The 20,701-nt window shown below is 61.8% G+C and carries 20 protein-coding genes; 1 reads left to right on the top strand and 19 read right to left on the bottom strand.

The features are described from left to right. Window positions 1-34: 34 nt before the first annotated feature. The 19 genes from K7H22_RS10160 to K7H22_RS10070 form a co-directional block, all read right to left on the bottom strand. Window positions 35-676: an SDR family NAD(P)-dependent oxidoreductase gene (locus tag K7H22_RS10160; protein ID WP_230800688.1), complete on the bottom strand. Its 642-nt coding sequence runs from the start codon at window positions 674-676 to the stop codon at window positions 35-37. A 96-nt stretch (window positions 677-772) separates the two neighbouring features. Further along, window positions 773-1,039 carry a pilus assembly protein PilP gene (locus tag K7H22_RS10155; RefSeq protein WP_230800686.1) on the bottom strand — a complete coding sequence of 89 codons (267 nt, stop codon included), beginning with the start codon at window positions 1,037-1,039 and terminating at the stop codon, window positions 773-775. Window positions 1,040-1,292: 253 nt separating this feature from the next. After that, window positions 1,293-2,771 carry an amidophosphoribosyltransferase gene (purF, locus tag K7H22_RS10150; RefSeq protein WP_230800903.1) on the bottom strand — a complete coding sequence of 493 codons (1,479 nt, stop codon included), beginning with the start codon at window positions 2,769-2,771 and terminating at the stop codon, window positions 1,293-1,295. 144 nt (window positions 2,772-2,915) lie between these two features. Next, window positions 2,916-3,476, bottom strand: coding sequence for a CvpA family protein (locus tag K7H22_RS10145; protein ID WP_230800685.1), 561 nt, complete (start codon window positions 3,474-3,476; stop codon window positions 2,916-2,918). 103 nt (window positions 3,477-3,579) lie between these two features. Further along, window positions 3,580-4,944, bottom strand: a complete 1,365-nt coding sequence (gene radA, locus K7H22_RS10140) for a DNA repair protein RadA (protein WP_230800683.1) — start codon at window positions 4,942-4,944, stop codon at window positions 3,580-3,582. A 62-nt stretch (window positions 4,945-5,006) separates the two neighbouring features. Further along, the gene (locus K7H22_RS10135; protein ID WP_230800674.1) at window positions 5,007-5,813 is read right to left on the bottom strand and encodes a DNA repair protein; all 807 of its coding nucleotides are present in this window, start codon (window positions 5,811-5,813) and stop codon (window positions 5,007-5,009) included. 161 nt (window positions 5,814-5,974) lie between these two features. Continuing rightward, complete coding sequence (locus K7H22_RS10130; protein ID WP_230800668.1) at window positions 5,975-6,424, bottom strand: paraquat-inducible protein A; 450 nt, start codon at window positions 6,422-6,424, stop codon at window positions 5,975-5,977. Further along, window positions 6,421-6,810, bottom strand: a complete 390-nt coding sequence (locus tag K7H22_RS10125) for a hypothetical protein (protein ID WP_230800666.1) — start codon at window positions 6,808-6,810, stop codon at window positions 6,421-6,423. Before K7H22_RS10125 ends, K7H22_RS10130 begins: the two co-directional genes overlap by 4 nt. Beyond that, window positions 6,807-7,553, bottom strand: a complete 747-nt coding sequence (locus tag K7H22_RS10120; RefSeq protein WP_230800663.1) for an ABC transporter ATP-binding protein — start codon at window positions 7,551-7,553, stop codon at window positions 6,807-6,809. The genes K7H22_RS10125 and K7H22_RS10120 overlap by 4 nt, the downstream gene beginning before the upstream one ends. Continuing rightward, window positions 7,550-8,332 (bottom strand): MlaE family ABC transporter permease, encoded by a 783-nt coding sequence (locus K7H22_RS10115; RefSeq protein ID WP_230800661.1) that lies wholly within the window; start codon window positions 8,330-8,332, stop codon window positions 7,550-7,552. The genes K7H22_RS10120 and K7H22_RS10115 overlap by 4 nt, the downstream gene beginning before the upstream one ends. Then, window positions 8,329-9,372: an alanine racemase gene (gene alr / locus K7H22_RS10110; protein ID WP_230800659.1), complete on the bottom strand. Its 1,044-nt coding sequence runs from the start codon at window positions 9,370-9,372 to the stop codon at window positions 8,329-8,331. The genes K7H22_RS10115 and alr overlap by 4 nt, the downstream gene beginning before the upstream one ends. 189 nt (window positions 9,373-9,561) lie before the next feature. Continuing rightward, window positions 9,562-11,061, bottom strand: a complete 1,500-nt coding sequence (locus K7H22_RS10105) for a replicative DNA helicase (protein WP_230800658.1) — start codon at window positions 11,059-11,061, stop codon at window positions 9,562-9,564. Window positions 11,062-11,317: 256 nt separating this feature from the next. After that, window positions 11,318-11,998: an orotate phosphoribosyltransferase gene (locus K7H22_RS10100; protein WP_230800656.1), complete on the bottom strand. Its 681-nt coding sequence runs from the start codon at window positions 11,996-11,998 to the stop codon at window positions 11,318-11,320. Between the two features lie 31 nt (window positions 11,999-12,029). Further along, complete coding sequence (pyrC, locus tag K7H22_RS10095; protein ID WP_230800655.1) at window positions 12,030-13,073, bottom strand: dihydroorotase; 1,044 nt, start codon at window positions 13,071-13,073, stop codon at window positions 12,030-12,032. Between the two features lie 88 nt (window positions 13,074-13,161). Then, complete coding sequence (locus K7H22_RS10090; protein WP_230800654.1) at window positions 13,162-14,178, bottom strand: phosphoadenosine phosphosulfate reductase; 1,017 nt, start codon at window positions 14,176-14,178, stop codon at window positions 13,162-13,164. A 121-nt stretch (window positions 14,179-14,299) separates the two neighbouring features. After that, complete coding sequence (locus tag K7H22_RS10085) at window positions 14,300-15,370, bottom strand: glycosyltransferase family 2 protein (protein WP_230800653.1); 1,071 nt, start codon at window positions 15,368-15,370, stop codon at window positions 14,300-14,302. Next, complete coding sequence (locus K7H22_RS10080; RefSeq protein ID WP_230800651.1) at window positions 15,370-17,772, bottom strand: glycosyltransferase family 2 protein; 2,403 nt, start codon at window positions 17,770-17,772, stop codon at window positions 15,370-15,372. The genes K7H22_RS10085 and K7H22_RS10080 overlap by 1 nt, the downstream gene beginning before the upstream one ends. Beyond that, the gene (locus K7H22_RS10075) at window positions 17,769-18,428 is read right to left on the bottom strand and encodes a sulfotransferase family protein (protein WP_230800650.1); all 660 of its coding nucleotides are present in this window, start codon (window positions 18,426-18,428) and stop codon (window positions 17,769-17,771) included. Before K7H22_RS10075 ends, K7H22_RS10080 begins: the two co-directional genes overlap by 4 nt. Beyond that, entirely contained in the window at window positions 18,425-19,465 is a 1,041-nt protein-coding gene (locus K7H22_RS10070; protein ID WP_230800902.1) for a glycosyltransferase family 2 protein, read from the bottom strand. The genes K7H22_RS10075 and K7H22_RS10070 overlap by 4 nt, the downstream gene beginning before the upstream one ends. A gap of 269 nt (window positions 19,466-19,734) precedes the next feature. Between K7H22_RS10070 and K7H22_RS10065 the strand changes: the two genes are divergently transcribed. After that, window positions 19,735-20,643 carry an AAA family ATPase gene (locus tag K7H22_RS10065; RefSeq protein ID WP_230800648.1) on the top strand — a complete coding sequence of 303 codons (909 nt, stop codon included), beginning with the start codon at window positions 19,735-19,737 and terminating at the stop codon, window positions 20,641-20,643. Window positions 20,644-20,701: the final 58 nt, after the last annotated feature.

The raw sequence follows: 20,701 nt of genomic DNA, 5'->3' as shown, positions 1-20,701 counted from the left end.
GAGGGCGGGTAGTTATGGCATGATGAAAAGGGCGTCAGACCAGGGCGGCCAGCAGGCGCGCGGCCTCGGTGCGCGGGCTGGCCAAAAGGGCGCGGTCTTCGCCGGGAAAGAACCTAGCGCGGTTGGCTGTAGCCATCGGCGCAGGTGTCAGCACATGCACGCGCGGGCCGGTCTTGACGGTTTCGGCGGCCCAGCTTTGGGCAAGGGCGATCTGTGCAGCTTTGGTGGCGCCATAAGCCCCGAAGAACTTTTCCCCCGCGCGGGGATCTTCAAAGAAGACGGCGCTGCCCTTTTCGCCCAGCAAGGGGGCGATATAAGGGATCAACTGGCCTGTGGCCGTGACATTGCAGGCAACGGATTTGTCCCAGTCGCGCGCGTCGATGGTGTTGGCGGGCGACAGGGGGGCTGCGTGCACCGCCGTGTGCAGCCACATGTCCAGCTTGCCCCAGCGGTCATGGATCGAGCGGCAAAGCTGCGCCATCGCATCGGGTTTGGTGACATCCATCGGGGCCAGTGTTGCCTGACCGCCGACCGCCTTGATCCGGTCGTCCAGTTCTTCCAGCGCGCCAGTCGTGCGGGCGACCGCGACGATGTGATGGCTGGCGGCCAAAGCCTCGGCCAGTGCCGCACCCAGCCCGCGCGATGCGCCTGTGATCAGGGCGATTTTCTCGGACATCTCGGCTCTCCTTGCGGATTTTGGTTGCACGCGGTGTGCTGGACTGCGCGGCCAAGGTCAAGGGGGGCGCGTGTCCTTTGGGCCGGAAGGCAGATGTCAGGGCATGGCCAGCCGGTGCGCCTCGCCGTTGCGGATCATGTGGATCAGACCCGGTTCGATGGCGGCGATTGTGGCATCGCCGATCCTGTCGCCAAGGCGCAATTGCTGCACCTTTCCGCTCTTCAGGCGGATCAGGGCGCGCGATGCCTCGGCCGACACAACGGTGCCCAGCAGGGTAGTGCCATCCAGCGGTAAAAGCTGGGGCAGGGTGGCGGCGGTCTGTGTCTTCTCGGTGGTCGGGGTCGTTTTGTCTGTTATGCTCATTGCCTTTACGGGCGTCCATTCCCCGCTGTCGCGGGCGGCGCCCTCCTTGTGGTGGTGGTGGTCCAGAGGGGCGTTTGGCATGTCTGCCAGGCGGGGGAAAGGCCGATCAGACCGGCCCGCGCAGCACAAGCTATGCTGTCGGCAAAGCCCTGCCAGATCGCAGGCGGCGCCTTGCCTGTCGTTCCGTTTCGGGCTGCGACCTATTGTCCGCAAGGCTTGTGGTGGCGCGGCTATCGCCACGCCAGCGCACCCCCTATTCGGCGGCTTTGAGCTGGAAACCCTTTTCGATCATGTCGGAGGGGGCAACTGGATATTCACCCGAGAAACAGGCATCGCAATATTGTGGGCAGTTCGCGTTGCGGCCCTGTGCTTCGCCCGCGGCGCGGTAAAGACCGTCGAGCGAGATGAACTTGAGGCTGTCCACCGCCAGATGCTGGCGCATTTCCTCTTCGGTCATTGTTGCGGCCAGCAGTTTGTCGCGCTGCGGGGTATCGACGCCATAAAAGCAGGGCCATGCTGTGGGGGGCGATGCGATGCGGAAATGCACTTCCTTGGCACCGGCATCAAGGATCATTTCCTTGATTTTGCGGCTGGTGGTGCCGCGCACCACCGAATCGTCCACCAGAATCACGCGCTTGCCGCGGATCAGCGCGCGGTTCACGTTCAGCTTGAGGCGCACCCCCATGTTGCGGATGCTTTCGGTGGGTTCGATGAAGGTGCGGCCCATATACTGGTTGCGGATGATCCCCATACCATAGGGAATGCCGCTTTCATGGGCGAAACCGATGGCTGCCGGTGTGCCGCTATCGGGCACGGGGCAGACCAGATCGGCATCCTGCGGTGCCTCGCGCGCCAGTTCCACGCCGATCTGTCGGCGTGTTTCATAGACCGAGCGACCACCGATGATGCTGTCCGGGCGCGAGAAATAGACATGTTCGAAAATGCAGAAGCGCGGGCTTTGCTTGCGGAAGGGAAAGCGGCTTTCCAGCCCGTTCTTCTCGTCTATGACAACCATCTCGCCGGGTTCGACCTCGCGGATGAATTCGGCCCCGATGATGTCCAGCCCGCAGGTTTCCGAGGACAGCACCCAGCCATCCCCGACACGGCCCAGAACCAGTGGGCGGACGCCCAATGGATCGCGCACGCCGATCAGCTTGCTGCGGGTCATGGCGACGACGGAAAACGCGCCTTCGACGCGGCGAAGCGCGTCTTCCATCCGTTCGGGGATGTTCTGCTGCAGAGAGCGCGCCATCAGGTGGATGATGCATTCGCTGTCGCTGCTGGACTGGAAGATCGAGCCACGCTCGATCAATTCGCGGCGCAGGGCAATAGCATTGGTGATATTCCCGTTATGTGCAATGGCAGCGCCGCCCATCGAGAACTCGCCAAAGAAGGGCTGCACGTCACGGATGACAGCGCCTTTCGATCCGGCGGTGGAATAACGTACATGCCCGATGGCCAAGGGGCCGGGCAGGGTCTGCATCAGGGTCTGCGAGGTGAAGCTGTCGCGCACATAGCCGAAGCGATGGGCCGAGTTGAAGCCGTATTCGGGATGGTGACACACGATCCCGCCCGCTTCCTGACCGCGATGTTGCAGCGCGTGCAGGCCAAGGGCCACGAAGTTGGATGCATCTGTGACACCAAGGACACCGAACACGCCGCATTCCTCGTGCAGCTTGTCATCGCCGTCGTTGCCGTAGGCATCAAAATCGAAAGGATGGGCGGGGGGCATGGTTTTGGACAAGGCAGGCTCCGAATCCGAAGGGCGTCGCTTAGGGCCCCTCATAAGGGGTCCAAGCGGAAGTGTCACGAAAGGATCACATGAAAGGTGCGTGCGCGGCGCAGCTTTGCGGCGCGCCGGTTATTTCCGATGCGTTTACTGGGGCGTTTCGCAGACACCGACCAGCGCTTCATACTGTTGTGCGATCCATCCCAGGGCCTGATCGGGGTTCCGTTCGCCGATCTGGCCGGTCAGGTTCGCAAAAACACGTGCCGAGCGGCTGTCGTCGATCATTGCGATCTCTTGGGCGCTGACCACGGTTTCATAGGCAAAGAAGGCCACAGCCACCAGAAGGATGCCGCGCAGCACGCCGAACAGGAAACCTGCGCCCTGATCCAGCCCCCCCAGAACCGAGCGTTGCACCAGGTTTGAAAAGAGTGGTGTGAACAGCGAGGCCACGACGAGGGCCAAAGCAAAGACACCGCCAAAGGCCGCGATGATGGACAATTCGCAGCTATCGGCGATCATCGCGCCGACAACGGGGATTTCCTTGACCAGCGGTTGCACCTGCGGGGCAAACATGAAGGCTACAAGGGCGGCCACGATCCAGCCGACAATCGCCAGCGCCTCGCGCACGAAACCGCGGCTGTAGGCCAGCAGCGCTGATACCACGATGACGGCGGCCACGATGCCGTCGATGAGGGTAAAGCCTTCCATGTCGTCCCGTTCCTTGCCCTGAGGCGCGACCGCGCGCCGAAAACCTAACACAAATCCCGTTGGCGCGACCGCGCGCCGAAAACCGTATCTCAACCCTGTGGCACTAACCTGCGCCGAATACCTCGCCCACAAAAGCGGTCAGATCACCCATCTGCGTCAGCTTCAGGCCGCTTGTCGCCCCCACTTTGCCGCCAGAGGGCGCGATGGCCGCTGTGAAACCAAGTTTTTGCGCTTCTTTCAACCTGTTTTCGGTCTGGCTGACCGGACGTAGTGCCCCAGACAGGCTTATTTCGCCGAAAATGACTGTTTCGGCGGGCAAAGCGGCGTCTTCACGGGCACTCAGCAGCGCGGCAGCCACGGCCAGATCAGCCGCGGGTTCGGTTACTTTCATGCCGCCCGCCACATTCAGGTAGACATCAAGCCCCGTGAAGGGGATGCCGCAACGTGCCTCGAGCACGGCGAGGATCATCGCCAGTCGCCCGCCATCCCAGCCCACGACCGAGCGGCGCGGTTGGCTGTGGGGCGAGGGCGCGACCAGCGCCTGAAACTCCACCAGCAGGGGGCGTGTGCCCTCGACGCCCGCAAAGACCACCGATCCGGGGCTGGGTTGGCCGCGTTCCGACAGAAACAGCGCCGAAGGGTTGACCACCTCGGACAGTCCCGCACCTGTCATCTCGAAGACGCCGATCTCGTCTGCGGGACCAAAGCGGTTTTTGACCGCGCGCAGGATGCGGAACTGGTGGCCGCGCTCGCCCTCGAAATAGAGCACTGTATCGACCATGTGTTCCACAACGCGGGGGCCGGCAATCTGGCCGTCCTTGGTGACGTGACCGACCAGAATGACCGCCATGTTGCGCCGCTTGGCAAAGGTTGTCAGCTCATGTGCCGCAGCGCGGACCTGAGACACCGAGCCCGGCGCGCTTTCGACATTGTCGGCCCACATCGTCTGGATCGAATCGATCACGGCCAGTTGCGGTTTCTCGGCCTCGAGCGTGGTCAGGATGTCGCGCAAATTTGTGGCGGCGGCCAGTTGTACAGGCGCGTCCGACAGGCCAAGCCGCTGCGCGCGCATACGGACCTGCGCGGTGGCTTCCTCGCCCGAGACATAGATCGTTTTGAGACCGGATTGCGCGAAACGGGCAGCCGCCTGTAGTAGCAGCGTCGATTTGCCGATTCCCGGATCACCACCCACCAGAATGGCGCTGGAGGGCACCAGCCCGCCGCCCAGAACGCGGTCAAGTTCGGATATGCCTGAATTGGTGCGCGGGGGCGGGGTCTCTTCCGTGGCCAGATCTGTCAGGCGGATCGCTGACCCGCGCTTGCCGCCCAGTGATTTCGAGCTCGGACCGGCAGATAGCGGCGCTTCCTCGACAATCGTGTTCCATGCGCCGCAGCCGTCGCAACGGCCAGACCATTTGTTGAAAGAGGCGCCGCAGGCCGTGCAAGAGAAACTGTTGGATTTTGCCATAGCGCAGTGATGCCCCAGCAGGGCGGGGCGGTCAAACCCTCAATGTTGCGGTTGGTCCGCGCCTATTCGGCGGCGCGGGCCAGACCTGCGGGCATGTCGGTGGACAGATCCGCTGCCAGATGTGCTTGCGCCACCCTGCGCCGCGCCGTCGAACGTGTGTCGAGACCCAGCGGGTCAGGCAGAATGCCGATCAGTTCCGACCGCAGACGCGCCAGTTGGGCATTTGCGCCTGCCTCTTCCTGTGCGACCTGCCGCAACGATTGGCTAAGTTCTTTCGAGATCACCTGCGCCTTGGCCAGACGCTCTTTGAAGGTGGCCACCTCCTGCTGGCGCTGGCGCAGGAACATACGGGCGCGGCCCACATTCGCGTCGGAATAGGTTTCTGCAAGGGCGCGACTGGTGTGTGACATCTGGGCGGCGATCTCCATGATCTCGGGTTCCAGATGGCCCAATTCGGGGTGCCGCCGCATATAGGCCAGCCTTTCGCGAACCGAATCGAATTCTGAGGCCAGCCTGAACACACCCGCACGATCCGCCGCATGGGCCATGTGATAGGCATGGGCCACATCCTGCATGCCCAGCGAGAACTGCCTGTGCGAGTTCTCAAGCGCCATGATACGCGTATGGGTGGGCAGAAACCCTACCAGCATCATGCAAAGCAGCGTGGCCCCGATCTGGGCAAATTGGCCCGCATTCTCGAACACCTGATCGCCCATCAGCACGGTAAACTGTAGCCACGGCAAAAGGCCAACCATCGCCCCGAACGTCAGCAGGCTCAGGCAGAGGGCACAAATCAGGACGAGGCCGAATGAGACAGTCTGAAGAATGACCGCGGCGGACCGGGTCGCGGAACGAACAGAAGACAGCATGTTTCCCCCAGAAACATCAAACTCTTTACCCCTTTTACGCTAAACCGCCTGTGGGCATTTCCCCAAGTGTTTTTATGCCATTAGCCGATGATTGCGCAGGGCAGGAAAGCGCGTTCAGGGTGATTAACAGCCTGAATAGAAACAATGACGCAAATGAAGGTCTATTGTTTCCGTTCTGCAAGAGAAAGAACCAGCGAGGCAAGGATGCAGGCGGAAAACAGGTACAGCCCCCACGCCACCTCGATCCGGCCCACGCCAAGGCCCTTGGCCGTCACGATATAAAGCGCGATCAGAAAGATATCCGCCATTGCAAGCTTGCCCAGCAGGGCCAGTGCGGGCAGGGCGTTGTGGCTGAGAAGCCTGAAATGGACGAGCGCCAGCAAGGCGGTCTTCGTGATTGGCGCGACAAGGGCGAACACAGTGACAATTAACGCCAGAAAGACATCCTCCTGCCAGAGCGTCTGCAACCCCGAGATGACCGAGATGTCCTGCGTCCGGAAGAATGGCAGCAATTGCGCGCGCAACAGGGGCGCGAACCAGGCCAGCGGGAACAGGACCAGCAGTATCAGATTGGCCGCAATCAAGGCCGGATGCGACCGGCCCCCTGTCACTGCGCCAGCATCCAGAGCAGGAACAGCGCAGAGACCAACAACCCGTGCAGCGCGTCCAGCAGGGGCCAGCGTCGTCCGGGCAGAACCGCAGACACGGCCAGCGGGACGGATGCGGCCAGCGCAATCACCATGCCGCCGCCTGCATTTGCGATGCTATAGGCGAATTGTGACAGGGTGCCGCCGGACAGTCCCAACAAAGGCGGACCAAACCGCGCGGTGATACCCAGACCCGCCACCGCGACGGTGATGATCGCAAAGATCCGCGCCGGTCCCTTGGCGATCAGCGCACGCAGACAGGCCAGAAACAGCAGTGCCGGCAAATAGATGGTTGTTTTCAGGGCCAGAAATGCCAGCAATATCGGGTTCGGTTCGAATAAGGCATTCATCTGACCGCCTCGATCGGGCCGGTTGCGCGACCGTGGATGAACTGATCGAGATAGGGATCGCCCGAGTTGTCCATCTGCGCCACCGGACCTGTCCATTTGATGACACCATCATGCAGCATGGCCACATTATCCGCAATCGCGCGAACCGATGTCATATCATGGGTGATGGTCATGGCAGTCGCGCCCATCTCGGTCACGATCTCGCGGATCAGCTCGTTGATGACACCGGCCATGATCGGGTCCAGCCCTGTGGTCGGTTCGTCGAAAAAGATGATCTCGGGCTCTGCGGCAATGGCGCGGGCAAGGCCCACGCGTTTTTGCATGCCGCCCGACAGTTCGGCAGGCAGCTTGTCGGCCACATCGGGCTTCAACCCCACGCGGCGCAGCTTTTCGATCGCGATCTCGCGCGCCTCGGCTCTGGGTCGCTTGAGCGAACCGCGCATCAGCCGGAAGGCCACGTTCTGCCAGACGGGCAGGGAATCGAATAGCGCGCCGCCCTGAAACAGCATTCCGAAACGCGCCAGAAAGGCATCGCGGTCACCCTTGCGGACATCCTGACCATCGACCTCGATCGTGCCGCTGTCATGGGTTACCAGCCCGAGGATACATTTCAGCGCAATCGACTTGCCGGTTCCCGATCCGCCGATGATCACCATGGAGGTGCCGCGCGGCACATGCAGGTTCACGCCGCGCAACACGTGGTTGGAGCCAAACGCCTTGTGGATGTCGGTCAGCCGGATCATAGCGCGAAAAACGCCTCTGTCAGAATGAAGTTGGCGGCCAGTATAAGCACCGCGGCAGCGACGACCGATCCTTTGGTCGCGCGTCCCACGCCCATCGCGCCACGGGTCGAGTTCATACCGTAATAGCAGCCCATCAGTGCCGCGATGAAACCGAAGACAGCTCCCTTGGCCAGCGAAGATACGATATCGCGCAATTCCAGAAAATCGGCTGTGTTTTTCAGATAGGTCGCGGCGTTGAAGCCCAGACGCTCGGTCCCCACCAGAAAGCCCCCATAGATACCGATGATATCGCCAACTCCCACCAGCAGCGGCATCACCAAGGTCGCGGCCAGAACGCGGGGCAGGGTCAGGTATTTCATCGGATGGGTGGACAGGGTCACCAACGCGTCGATCTGTTCGGTCACCTTCATCGTGGCGATCTCGGCGGCGATACTGGAAGTGACGCGCGCTGCGATCATCAGGCCCACCAGAACGGGGCCAAGCTCGCGCACCATGCCGATGGCCACGATCTGCGGCACCACGGCCTCGGCTGAAAAGCGCGCGCCGCCGGCATAGATCTGCAAGGCCAGCGCGCCGCCGGTGAACAGCGCGGTCAGGCCCACAACGGGCAGCGAGAAGTAACCGATCTGCATCATCGCCTGCCCGAATTCGCGGGGATAGAATGGCGGGCGCACCAGATGGCTGACCGTCTGGCCGGTGAAGATGGCAAAACGCCCGATGGCGGCCAGAAGCGCCAGAACCGCACGGCCCAAGGCGGCAAGAGGGTATAAAGCGATCATGCCCCGCTATACCGCCGCTGATAGCGATTGCCCAGTGAAGTCAGGATCTCGTAGCCGATCGAGCCTGCCAGATCTGCCAGCGTGTCGACGGTCTGTATATGGTTCAACAGGTCCAGCGCGCGCGGCTCTTCGGGCAGATGGGTGATATCCACCGTGATCAGGTCCATCGAGATGCGTCCCCGCACGGGGCAGGGTGTGTCGCCTGCATAAAGATGCAGCTTGCCCGACATGGCGCGGTGGATGCCGTCGGCATAGCCTGCCGCCACCGTGGCCAGTTTGGTGGGCGCCGTGGCTGTCCACGTGTTGCCATAGCCGACCGCTTCACCTGCATCAAGGATGCGGGTCTGGATCACCGGCAGGCTGACATGGGCCACCGCCTGCGCGTCACCAAAGGGCGCGCCGCCGTAAAGGCCGATTCCGGGACGGGTCAGGTTGAAATGATATTCCGGCCCCAGCAAGATCCCGCCCGTTGCGGAAAGCGAACGCGGCACGTCCAGCCCCTCGGTCATGGTGCGGAAACTGGCCAGTTGGGCCGCGTTCATCGGATGGTCCGGCTCATCCGCGCAAGCCAGATGCGACATGATCAGGGTGATGTTCTGCTCCAGCGCGATATCGCGCAGGGCGGCCCATTCGGCAGGCTCCATTCCCAGACGGTTCATGCCGGTATCCAGTTGTACCCCGAACGGATGACCCGGCAGTGCCTCGACATGGCGTAGCATCTGGTCGATGGAATTGATCATCGGCACGAGGTGCAGGTCATGGATGCGGTCGGTATCGCCAGCCATATGGCCCGAGAACACGTTGATCTCCGGCCCCGGTCCCAGTGCCTCGCGCAGTTCGGCGGCTTCTTCGGTCACGGCCACAAAAAAGCGCCGCGCGCCCGCCCGCGACAGCGCCCGCCCGACACGCGCGGCTCCCAGTCCGTAGGCGCCCGCCTTGATCACGGCGGCGGTTTCCACGGTGGTGCCAGATGCCGCGTCAAGCGCGCGCCAGTTGGCGGTCAGGGCGTTCAGATCAATGGTCAGAGATGCGGCTGTCATGGCATCGTTGTGGCACGCCGCGTCCCGAGGTCAAGACCAAATCGGACCGCGCGCGCATGGCGGCTGCTGTGCATGGATATTTTTGGCAACAAGAAGCCGCGGTCATTCCCGCCCTGCTTGGTCTTGCAGCAAATATCCTTGCGAAATACCCTGCAAGGACGGGGACATACAGCCCCCTTTTGCTCCGCCTCAGAAGCCCACGTCTTCGGAACCGCCCTGTTGCCATGGTTTGACCAGATTGCCAAAGCGGGTGAACCGGCCCTCGAAGCTCAACTCGACCGTTCCGATGGGGCCGTGGCGCTGTTTGCCGATCACGACCTCGGCCTTGCCGTGCAGGCGTTCCATCTCGGCCTGCCATGTCGCCATCTTCTCCAGTTCGTGATCGCCCGGCTTCTCGCGTTCCTTGTAATATTCCTCGCGGAACACGAACATTACCACATCGGCATCCTGTTCGATCGAGCCGGATTCGCGCAGGTCGGACAGTTGCGGGCGCTTGTCCTCGCGGTTTTCAACCTGACGGCTGAGCTGCGACAGGGCGATGACCGGAATGTTCAGCTCTTTGGCGATAGCTTTCAGCCCCATCGTGATCTCGGAGATTTCGTTCACGCGGTTTTCGGAGCGCCCACTGCCGCGGACCAATTGCAGATAGTCCACGATCAGCACGTCCAGACCATGCGTCCGCTTGAGGCGTCTGGCACGCGCGGCAAGCTGGCTGATCGGCAGGGCGGGTGTGTCGTCGATGAAGAGCGGGCAGGCTTCAAGCGACTTGGCAGCTTCGACAAAGCGGCGGAACTCGGCTTCGGTCATGTCGCCGCGCCGGATCTGTTCGCTGGGAACTTCGGCGGCTTCCGACAGGATGCGCGCGGCAAGCTGTTCGGCGCTCATCTCCAGACTGTAAAATCCTACGACACCGCCTTCCACCGTGCCTTCCTGCCCGTCGGGGAGCATGCCGCGTTTATAGGCTTTGGCGACGTTGAAGGCGATATTGGTCGCGAGCGAGGTCTTACCCATCGAGGGGCGGCCCGCAAGGATCAGAAGGTCGGATTTGTGCAGGCCGCCCAGTTTCTTGTCCATATCGATCAGACCCGTGGACACGCCCGCCAGCCCGCCTTCGCGCTGATAGGCGGCATTGGCCACGTTCACCGCATCGGTCACGGCGCGCAGGAAGGACTGAAAGCCCGTATCGGTTTTGCCCTGTTCGCTGAGTTGATAAAGCGCCTGTTCCGCCTCGACGATCTGTTCGCGTGGCTCGGATGCGATATCGACCTTGGCGGCCTTGGCAGCAATATCGCGCCCCAGCCCGATCAGTTCGCGCCGGATCGCAAGATCATAAATCATCTGCGCATAGTCGCGCACAGCATAGGAGGACACAGCCGAGCCTGCCAGACGCGCCAGATAGGCGGGGCCGCCCAGTTCCTCAAGCCCTGTATCGCCCTCGAAAAACGCCTTGAGCGTCACCGGCGAGGCGAGGTTGTTCTTGGCAATACGGGCCGCTGCCACCTCGTAGATGCGTGCATGGACGGGATCGTAGAAATGCTGCGCGCCGATGATGCTGGCCACGCGGTCATAGACGTCGTTATTGGTCAGGATCGCGCCCAGCAATTGCTGCTCGGCCTCGATCGAATGGGGCATGGTATCGGCTTCCTGAACGACGGTTCCGGTGGCGTTGAATATGGAAAGGTTGTTCATGATTGTCCCTGTCATCCCAAGCCCGTGTCATAGAAAGAGCAGCCCGCGCGCGCAAATTGTATGTTTCTGGGGATAGTCTGTGCATATCCCGAAAACTGCGATCCGCCTACCTTATGATGGGGCGTGCAGGGGTGTTGCGTCAACATATGGATGGTCGCGTGGCTGATCCCGTTGCGTCAGGATGGCGGGTTCCCGCCTGAGAGCAGGCAGGATGTCACCGCGCGGCCACAACTTTCGGCAAGCTGTGGCGCCGCGTCTACTTGCCTGCGCGCGCCTCGCGCCATGCTTGCGGGGCGGTTAGGAAGGATTCGACCTCGGTCATTGTCGCCGCATCGAAAGCACCCGATGCGCGGGCTTCGGCCAGTACGTCCCACCATGTGCACAGGTGATGCAATGCAACACCGTGATCGGCCAATACCTGTTCGGTCTGCGGGAAAATCCCGTAGTAGAAGATAACTGCCGTATGGCCGCAGGTCGCACCTGTCTCGCGAATCGCATCCACAAAACTAAGCTTGGAGCCGCCATCGGTGGTCAGATCCTCGACCAGCAGCACGCGCTGGCCCTCATGCATGACCCCCTCGATGCGCGCATTGCGCCCATAACCTTTGGGCTTTTTGCGCACGTAAGTCATCGGCAGGCCCATGCGTTCTGCCACAAGCGCAGCGAAAGGGATGCCCGCAGTCTCGCCGCCCGCGATATTGTCGAAAGCCTCGAACCCTGCGTTCCGCATGACTGTCACGGTCAGAAAATCCATCAGGGTCGAGCGAATACGCGGATAGGAGATCAGCTTGCGGCAGTCGATGTAGACCGGCGAGGGCAATCCGCTGGCGAAGATGAAGGGCTCATCGGCATTGAAATGGACGGCCTTGATTTCCAGCAGCATCCGCGCGGTCAGGCGCGCCATTTCTTGCGGGGCGGGATAGCTTGAGGGAATCATGGCGATGTCCTTTCGGGCGGTAGGAACGGGATCAGGCGCTAACCTGCCAGTGCAGCGGAAAACCGGGGTCGAAAACGGTAACTGGCCCGTCGCCGCCTTCAATCTTTTGGGGATAGGTGACAGGGGTGTCCTGACGGGTCAGCGTGATGCTGTCCGCGTTTACAGGCAGGCGGTAGTAGGCGGGGCCATGCAGCGAGGTGAACCCCTCAAGCCGTTCCAGCGCGCCTTCTTCCTCGAAGACATGGGCGAGGATCGACATGGTATTGGTCGCGGTAAAACAACCGGCGCAGCCGCAGGCATGTTCCTTGAGAGCATCGACATGCGGTGCGCTGTCGGTGCCAAGGAAAAACCGCCCATCGCCCGAGATGGCGGCGGCGCGCAGGGCTAAACGGTGGCTTTCGCGCTTGGCCACGGGCAGGCAGTAATAATGCGGTTTGATCCCGCCCACCAATATATGGTTGCGGTTGATGATCAAGTGATGCGTGGTGATCGTGGCGGCCAGATCTTCGGGCGCGGATTTGACATAGTCCACCGCGTCTGACGTGGTGACATGCTCCATCACCACGCGCAGACCCGGTGTCTTACGGCGGACCTTATCCAGGACACGGTCGATGAACACGGCCTCGCGGTCGAAGATGTCCACGCTGTGATCCGTCACCTCGCCATGCATGCAAAGCGGCAGACCGATCTCGGCCATACGTTCCAGCACCGCGCGGACATTGTCGAAATTGGCCACGCCCGAGGCCGAATTGGTCGTAGCACCGGCGGGGTATAGCTTGACCGCGCGGATCAGACCGCTGGCATGGGCTGCGGCCACGTCATCGGGGTCCGTCTCCTCGGTCAGATACAGGGTCATCAGCGGCTCGAAGGCCATCCCTTCGGGCAGGGCCGCCATGATCCGGTCGCGGTAGTTTGCGGCCTGCGCGCCTGTCACGACGGGCGGCACAAGATTGGGCATGATGATCGCGCGGGCGAAATGGCGGGCGGTTTCGGGCAGGACCGCGCGCAGCATCGCGCCGTCGCGCAAATGCAGGTGCCAGTCATCGGGGCGGCGGATCGTGATGGATGTGCTCATGCCCGTCGCTTACACAAAGCGCGCGCGCAGGGCCAGAGGGTGCTTTGCCAAAACCCCGCCGCGTGAACGGGTTTTTGTGTTCCGCTTGTCAGTTGCCCTCGGAAGCGGCGGCGCCAGCACCGTTGCCGTTGCGCGAAAAGACGGGTGGTGCCGTGAATTCCCCGTCACGCGCGGCTTTTTCCAACGCATCGAGGCGACGCCGAATCCGTGGCGCATGCATGCGCGATACCACGTTGCGGCAGAGCATCGTCGCCAGATAGGGGCGTTGCGTGGTATCCAAGTGGCCCAGCAAATTACGCAGATAGGGCGGATGGTTGCGCCGCGCGCGCGCGAGTTGGGCGAAACGCTGTTCTGTCAGGGTGCCTTCGGCAACAGCGACCAGCAATTCCTCCAGGATATCTATCTCGATCAGATCGCCTTGCAGCGCAACACCCATATGGCGCAGGCGCAGCTTGGTTACGTTGGGACGGGTGAAGAGGGCTGCATGCATCGCGTCCAGATCTTCGGTCGGATCAAACAGGATAAAACCCTGCGCGGCTGCATCCAGCATATCGGGCGCATAACCGTAGCGATCAGTAAAGGAGGTGCGGCGCATATGGGTAAAGCGGTTGTCCCATTCGGTCACGCGCGGATCAAGCGTGGCTTGCGGTTGCACTGCCAGCACAAAGGCACCGGGCGAGGCGACCGAGAAAGCCGCAGCCGCATAGCCGCAGGGACCGGCACCGTAAAAGACAACACGGTCGAATTCCTCGAAATAGCCGTCATCGGTCAGGCGGTCGAACATCGCATAGACCTGCGGGTCGCGGAACCATGTGTCGCCATCGCTGATGACGCAAAGGCTGGACCAGCCTTGCCGTCGCACCAGATCCCATCCCAGCGGATGGCCTACATCGGATTGAAGCTGGATGCCCTGAATCGTCTCGAAGGTCACAAGCAAAGTGCCTGAACCGATTTCGACCCCGTCGATGCGGGCTGCGACGTGGCGGGTGCCAAGTGTCTCGAACTCGCCAGAATCATCTGCGATTTCAGCCAGTTGAGCCAGCCATTCGCGTTTTTTCAATCCCGACAGGGACCGGTCGGACAATGAGATGGGGTCTTGGGTCACTGCGTGTCCTTACGCTTCCCGCATGATTGTGCAGGTATGTTTGGCGCAAGAGTTAGACTTTGTTTAGGGCAAAATTTGGGAAAATCTCGCGGGTTTCAAGGCGATTACAGGGCAGTCAGCGTCAGCTTTGGGGCAGGCCCTCGTCGGCGCGTTTGGAATGACGGGCCGCTATCGCATGAGCCAGCAGCGGTGCCGCTTGTTTTGCGTCCAGCGGATGCGAGGGGGGCGTCATCATCAAGCGCCCCATCAGGGCGCGCATCTCATCGTCGCGCATCAGTTCGGCAAAGCGGTCGTGCCGCCATGCAACCGCATCCCTGTGCATCCCTGCCAACACCGGATCGGCCGTCAGAGCCGCATATTCGCGCTGCATCTGCGGGGCCAGCGCATGGATCGTGCGATCTTCGTCAGTGTTGAAATTCCGCTCGACCCAGTAATCCATTCCAAGGCGTTGGTCCGTATGCACGGCGCGCCCGCGGTCCGCCTTGAGAAGATAGCTTTCCATTGCCCCCAAGGGATAGTGGTTGATCTGCGCCATCCCGTGATTGGGCCTGCCATAGGCCGAGAATATCCCCGCACGATGGTATCGCGCCGGTAGTGCACGACCATGGCCGTCGAACCAACGCGCAGTATCCAGCTTTGCGGGATCGGGCGCGCGGGGGCGGTGGATTCCGGGTTTTCCGTAGGTGCCATCGTTGCGATAAAGCGTCTTGAACATGGCCGCGCGCCATGGCCAATGAATCACGGAAGGGGCAGCACGGGTGAATTGCGTGGTAATAGGCTGATCGTCATAGGCGACAATGCCTGCATTGCCGAACAGCCGCCATGTCAGGGTAATCGCGGTCGCATCGGGCAGGGCAGCCAGAAGGGCTGGCAAACTGCGGTCGCCCACATGGATATTGACGAATTCGTCAATATCCAGTGGCAAGATCCAGTCGGTTTGTTGCAGCAGCGGATGTGTTGCGGCCTGCTTGAGGGCGGAAAACTGGATGCCCGCCCTGTCATAGGGGGGCAGGTTGGGCAGGTGAACCAGCCAGCCGGATGTGGCTAAATGGTCCAGCATCCGGTCCGATCCGTCCTGACAGTCATTTGAAAATACAAGAAAATCGGTAAAGCCGACCGCCTTGTGATGCGCCAGCCATTCCAGCAGGAAAGCCCCTTCGTTGCGCTGCGACAGGATCGCCAGCGCGCGCATCAGCTTTCCATATCCAGCGCCAGCGCATAGGCTACACGTTCGGGGGCTGTCAGCTTGAGGGTCAGCGCCTGATCGTAAAGCTCGCGGAATTCGGGCATGGCGTGCAACTCGGTCGCCTTGGCGCGATGCCATTCCAGCCCGTCCTCATGCAGCGCGCGCAGGGCGTCATCCTGCATCATCGCGTCAAATTCGGCCCGCAAGCGAGGCAGGTTGCGCTTGATCGTGATGTCGCGCGTATCGTTCCAGTCCATCCTGATCCAGTAGTTGATCCCGATCGCACGATCCACATGCAGCGCGCGGCCCCGCTGGCGTTTGATCAGAAAGCTTTCGGCAGAGCGCAGCGCGTAATGGTTCAGTTGCAGCAGGTCATAGCCGATGGATTTCACCGAATTGCGCCAGCCCTTTTCCGCTGCCTCGCGCGTCATGTCCCGCCCTGACCCGTTGACCCAGCGCACGCTGTCGCGCAGGTCGGCATCCAGCTTGTTGGGGCGGTGGCAGCTGAGCTTGGCATAGGCCCCCATGTTGCGGAACATGGTCTTGAAGCCCCATGCCGTATGAGGCTTGGGGCAAAACCGCGGCGCGCACCATTCGAACTGCTCGGTCACTAGCCCGTCGGATAGAGCGGTCACGCCGCCATGCCCGAACAGCCGCCACGTCATGGCGACGTTGGTCGCGTCGGGCACGCGGGCAAGAAAATCGTCCAGGGTGCCATTGTCGCAGCGCACATTGATGAACTCGTCCACGTCGATATGGATGATCCATTCGGCATCGCGCAGCAGCGGTTCCTTCATGGCCTTGTTCAGCGCGGATTGCTGCGGGGAATTGCCCTTCCAGCCATCGTTGTTGCGGTGCTGGATCAGGCCCATGGTCTGCATCCGGTCCAATATCTCGCCGGTGCCGTCAGTGCAGTCATTGGTATAAATCAGAAAGTTGTCGACCCCGATCGCGCGGTGATAGGCGACCCATTCCGCGATATAGGGTGCCTCGTTCTTCATGCAGCCGACGATCACGCGGCCGCTATTGCCTGCGGGCAGGGTCCGGCGCGGGTGCGGTGTATAGGCGGCGGCGAGATCTTCCTCGTTCACCATGCCAAGGCGGTTGTGCGGGCGGAAGGGTGAGGCTTGAAGCTTATGGAAATTCTCGACCGCGAGCGGCGGCATGATGCGCGCGGCATCGGGGCTGAGAGCCGCTGTCTGTTTCGGGGCAGCGGGCGCAGGTGCGGGTGTCGCTATCTGGGCTGGAGCCGAGTCTGTTTGCGGTGCCGTGTCTTGCGCCGCCGCTTTCTTCGCGGCGGCATATTCCGACTTGATGGCGCGATTTATCCGGGCGCGGAAAGCCAGCAGATACTGGCTGGCGCGATAGCCCTGACGGGGATCAGCCTCGGGCTGCGGTTTGCGGGCGCGCGGGCGTTTGAACAATGTTGCATCCAGCGCAGGCTGGGTCTTGAGAAGTGTCTTCAGGCTGGTATCCAGCGGCTTGACGATGTCGGAAAGATCATCGGGATCAAGTGGTTCTCCGTCAATCCTGATCTCGTCCATGAACTTTCGCCACAGCGCGCGCGGCACGGCCTTGCCGCTGGTATCCTGCAAGCGGTGCAGCAGATGGTTCAACTGCCTGACACGGGTGATCCACGCGGCAGACGGGGGCGCGGAATGCTTGTCTGCTGTGGCGCGGCCCAGCGTTTCGGCAATCCCGAAAGCGGCACGCAGTTCCTCGGTTGCGTCTTCGCCATGAAAACCCGTGGCATCCACGGGGCGCAATGTCATGCATCCTGCACCAAAGACGGCTTCCCAATTGTGCACCAGTCGCCCGAAATCCAGCCAGAAGGGGGCGCATGAGGTTTCGGGAAAACGGCCCATCGCGGGATTGGCTGGCGCAGTCTTGGCCAAGGCACCGTCCCACCAGTCGCCCTGCGCCAGCCCGCGCTCGAGATCCAGCGGTTCGGCACGACCGTCGAACACCTGCGCCGCATAGTGGCGCGCCAGCATGCGGGCGGGCGCATCGACATGGGCGATGATGCGGATATCGTCTGACAGCGGTGCCAGCAAGTCATGCAAGCGCTGAACTTCGGTCGGTTGGGACAGCGAGGTGCCCAACTGGTTGGCGGACAGGATCATGCTTGCGGGCTGATGCGTGGCGATGTCCCGCGCCAGAGTGCTGGCCAGTTCTTGCCGCAAGGTGGCCTGCTTGGTCGGATTGGTATAGCCGCGATTGGCGCGCAGCGCGTCGATACGGTCGGGGTCGGTCACCGCCATGAACAGGCGTGTATGGTTGCGCGCACCGGCCGCGCGGGGGAACAATATGCCCTTGGCCAGCATCTGCTCACGCTTGTCGGCCATGACCTTTTGCAGACGCGATGTGGCGACTGGGTCCAGCCCGATATGCAGATAGATCCGCGTCATGCTGCTTTGGTTCCGTCTTTTTGTGCGGCGGTCAGGTTCTTGTTGGCGCGGCCCCACCATGTGAGCTTGCGCCCGATATGTGCGCCGATCTGCGCCGGTGCTGCGGGATCGGCGATATCATAAAGCAGAAAGGCCGGATCATCGCGGAACAGGGCGCGTAGATGGTCGTAATGCGCGGTGATCCAGCGCACGCGTTCGGCCGTCGTTGCGCCGTAACCGGCGGGAAGGCCCGGCACATTGTTGCGCGGCAGGCGTTCGGTGCCCAGATCGGACCAGCGCAGCATCGAATCCGAAAGCGCCTGCGGGTCGCGCCAACTGGCCAGAAACACCGTGCCGGGATGATGTGCGCGGATCGCGCTGATCAGTCCCCAATCGGTCTGGGGCCACAGGCAATGCCCTTCGCGCAGGCTGCTGATCTCGCTGAAGGCATCGAAAGCCTCAAGTCCTTCCAGCGGATCGCCGGTATGGAAATAGCCGTTATAGAACCGCTCGGCCAGAAAAGCACCGTGAAGGCCTGTATCCTTGGTCTGGCGGCGGCGGATGCGGTAATCGGCGACGGACATGCCTGTCAGCCGCAAGGCATGGGCCAGCGTGGTGGTGCCCGTCTTGGGAAGGCCAAGGTTGACGACGCGCAGGCGGGACGCAGGGTTTGTCATGCGGCGCCTTCCCACAAATCAAGTTCGCGCAACAGCGCCTCTTCCTGCGGTGGCAGGGTCGAGGCGGCTTTCAATTGCGCGCGCATTTTCTGGTATGCGGGTTGCTGCAGCAAGGCATCACGCCGCGCAAGATGCAGGGAGACGCATTCCAGATGCAGCGCGTCAATGACCGGATCAGAGCGCAGGCGGGCTATTTCGGTCTCCAGCGCGGGCAGGTAGCGCCGGATGCTGGTATCCTCATGGGCGGGATCATTCCGCTCGCGCCAATAGGTATCGTCAAAGGCGCGGTTCTCGCGGTTCACATCGCCACGGTCGTTCTTGACCAGATAGCTGTCGAGGCTGCGTAGCGCGTAATGGTTCAAAGTTGCGAACTGGCGCGCGCCTGCGGCGGGAAACTTGCGGATGCGGCGAGGATTGGCCGCGACAAGGAATTTATGGGGCACGGCACGGCCTGCTGCATCAGTCCAGCGGGGCATGTTGCGCGGCGGCAGCTTGGCACGAAAAAAGGGACGATGCGCGCCGTAATAATGAAGAGGAAAATCCTTGCGGACCAGGGACTTCACCTCAATCGCGCTTTCGCCGCACCAGATATCGGGGTTGTGGCTGCGGTTGAATTGTTCGATCACGGGGCGGTCGGTGAAGGCATCCACACCGTCATTGGCGAAGAACTGGAAGGTCACGCTGATCGCCTGCGGATCGCCGCAAGCGGCAATCAGGGCAGGGATCGTGTGATCGCCGACATGGATGTTCAGAAATTCGTCCACATCCGCAACCCAGACCCAGTCGGCGCCTGTCACCACCTCCTGCGTGGCGGCGTGTTTGAGCGCCTCCATCTGGTAGTTGCGCCCCTCGGCGGGGTTGGGCAGATGCTGCAGGACCCCGCGTTCGGCCAACGCATCCAGCATCCGGTCGGTGCCATCGGTGCAATCATTGGAATAGAACAGGAAATCGGTGACACCGATCACGCGGTGAAAAGCGATCCATTCCAGCAGGAATGGCCCCTCGTTCTTGACACAGGTGACAGCCGTGATCCGCAAATCTTTTTGCAAATCTTGCTGCGGCCCCTGTTCCAGACGCTGATCACTCATGACACTCTTGCCCGTCTTCTGCCCCGGCGCGCTGTTGCCAGTCGCCATGCCCCGCCATTGTGGCAGGTTATTCTTGCGGAAAACCATCGCAGGTCAGGCCGAATCCGTCAATCTTTCGCAAAACTTTCTGCATCTTGCAGGCATTCGGGTCACGCTGTCTTGCCTTGACGCCAGCTTGACCCAGTTGCAGGGTTCTGGCGTTCAAGGGAGGGACACATATGCCGTTGCCGCAATCCATCGACGAGGTGCAAAGCCTTCTGGCCGGACAGAACTATGTCTGCGGACGGGCGCTGGCCACGGTCACGTTCCTCTCGCTGAAATTAGGCCGCCCGCTGTTTCTGGAGGGCGAGGCCGGCACCGGCAAGACCGAGATCGCTAAGGCCATTGCCGCTGCTCTTGGTCGCCGCCTGATCCGTCTGCAATGCTATGAGGGACTTGATGCGTCATCGGCGGTCTATGAATGGAACTTTGCCGCGCAGATGATCGCGATCCGCACGGCCGAAGCCGCAGGCGGGGCGGAACGGGATTCGCTGAAATCCGAACTGTTCACGCAAGATTATCTGATCGAGCGTCCTTTGCTGCAGGCCATGCGCCCGCAGGCTGGCGGCGCGCCCGTGCTGCTGATCGACGAGTTGGACCGCACCGACGAACCGTTCGAGGCGTTTTTGCTTGAGGCTTTGTCCGATTTTCAGGTCACGATCCCCGAACTTGGTACGATCCACGCGCCGGAAGCGCCTATCGTGATCTTGACCTCTAACCGCACGCGCGAAGTGCATGACGCTTTGAAGCGGCGTTGTCTCTATCACTGGGTCGATTATCCGACCTTCGAGCGCGAGATCGAGATCCTGCAAGCCCGGGCGCCGGAAGCCTCAGAGGCGCTGAGCCGCGAGGTTGTGGCCTTCGTGCAGCGCCTGCGGACAGAGGACCTTTTCAAGAAACCGGGTGTCGCGGAAACCATCGATTGGGCGAAATGCCTTCTGGCGCTGGATGTGATCAGCCTCTCGCCCGAGGTGATTGCCGACACGCTGGGCGCGATCCTGAAATATCAGGACGATATCGCAAAACTGCAGGGCAGCGAGGCGAAACGCCTGCTGGACGAGGCGCGCGCATCGCTGGAACCTGCGTGATGGGGACGGTGAGCGGACGGAGGGCAGTTTGCCCCCCGCACCCCCCAAGGATATTTGC

This window comes from Seohaeicola saemankumensis (assembly GCF_021021435.1).
GTDB lineage: Bacteria > Pseudomonadota > Alphaproteobacteria > Rhodobacterales > Rhodobacteraceae > Seohaeicola.
The sequence above is the reverse complement of the archived record's forward strand: the minus strand, read 5'-3'. Positions and strand labels throughout refer to the sequence as shown.

Coding starts and splice junctions, on each gene's coding strand:
- K7H22_RS10160 (WP_230800688.1), bottom strand. CDS start 676: ATGTCCGAGAAAATCGCCCTGATCACAGGCGCATCGCGCGGGCTGGGT.
- K7H22_RS10155 (WP_230800686.1), bottom strand. CDS start 1,039: ATGAGCATAACAGACAAAACGACCCCGACCACCGAGAAGACACAGACC.
- purF (WP_230800903.1), bottom strand. CDS start 2,771: ATGCCCCCCGCCCATCCTTTCGATTTTGATGCCTACGGCAACGACGGC.
- K7H22_RS10145 (WP_230800685.1), bottom strand. CDS start 3,476: ATGGAAGGCTTTACCCTCATCGACGGCATCGTGGCCGCCGTCATCGTG.
- radA (WP_230800683.1), bottom strand. CDS start 4,944: ATGGCAAAATCCAACAGTTTCTCTTGCACGGCCTGCGGCGCCTCTTTC.
- K7H22_RS10135 (WP_230800674.1), bottom strand. CDS start 5,813: ATGCTGTCTTCTGTTCGTTCCGCGACCCGGTCCGCCGCGGTCATTCTT.
- K7H22_RS10125 (WP_230800666.1), bottom strand. CDS start 6,810: ATGAATGCCTTATTCGAACCGAACCCGATATTGCTGGCATTTCTGGCC.
- K7H22_RS10120 (WP_230800663.1), bottom strand. CDS start 7,553: ATGATCCGGCTGACCGACATCCACAAGGCGTTTGGCTCCAACCACGTG.
- K7H22_RS10115 (WP_230800661.1), bottom strand. CDS start 8,332: ATGATCGCTTTATACCCTCTTGCCGCCTTGGGCCGTGCGGTTCTGGCG.
- alr (WP_230800659.1), bottom strand. CDS start 9,372: ATGACAGCCGCATCTCTGACCATTGATCTGAACGCCCTGACCGCCAAC.
- K7H22_RS10105 (WP_230800658.1), bottom strand. CDS start 11,061: ATGAACAACCTTTCCATATTCAACGCCACCGGAACCGTCGTTCAGGAA.
- K7H22_RS10100 (WP_230800656.1), bottom strand. CDS start 11,998: ATGATTCCCTCAAGCTATCCCGCCCCGCAAGAAATGGCGCGCCTGACC.
- pyrC (WP_230800655.1), bottom strand. CDS start 13,073: ATGAGCACATCCATCACGATCCGCCGCCCCGATGACTGGCACCTGCAT.
- K7H22_RS10085 (WP_230800653.1), bottom strand. CDS start 15,370: ATGCGCGCGCTGGCGATCCTGTCGCAGCGCAACGAAGGGGCTTTCCTG.
- K7H22_RS10080 (WP_230800651.1), bottom strand. CDS start 17,772: ATGACGCGGATCTATCTGCATATCGGGCTGGACCCAGTCGCCACATCG.
- K7H22_RS10075 (WP_230800650.1), bottom strand. CDS start 18,428: ATGACAAACCCTGCGTCCCGCCTGCGCGTCGTCAACCTTGGCCTTCCC.
- K7H22_RS10065 (WP_230800648.1), top strand. CDS start 19,735: ATGCCGTTGCCGCAATCCATCGACGAGGTGCAAAGCCTTCTGGCCGGA.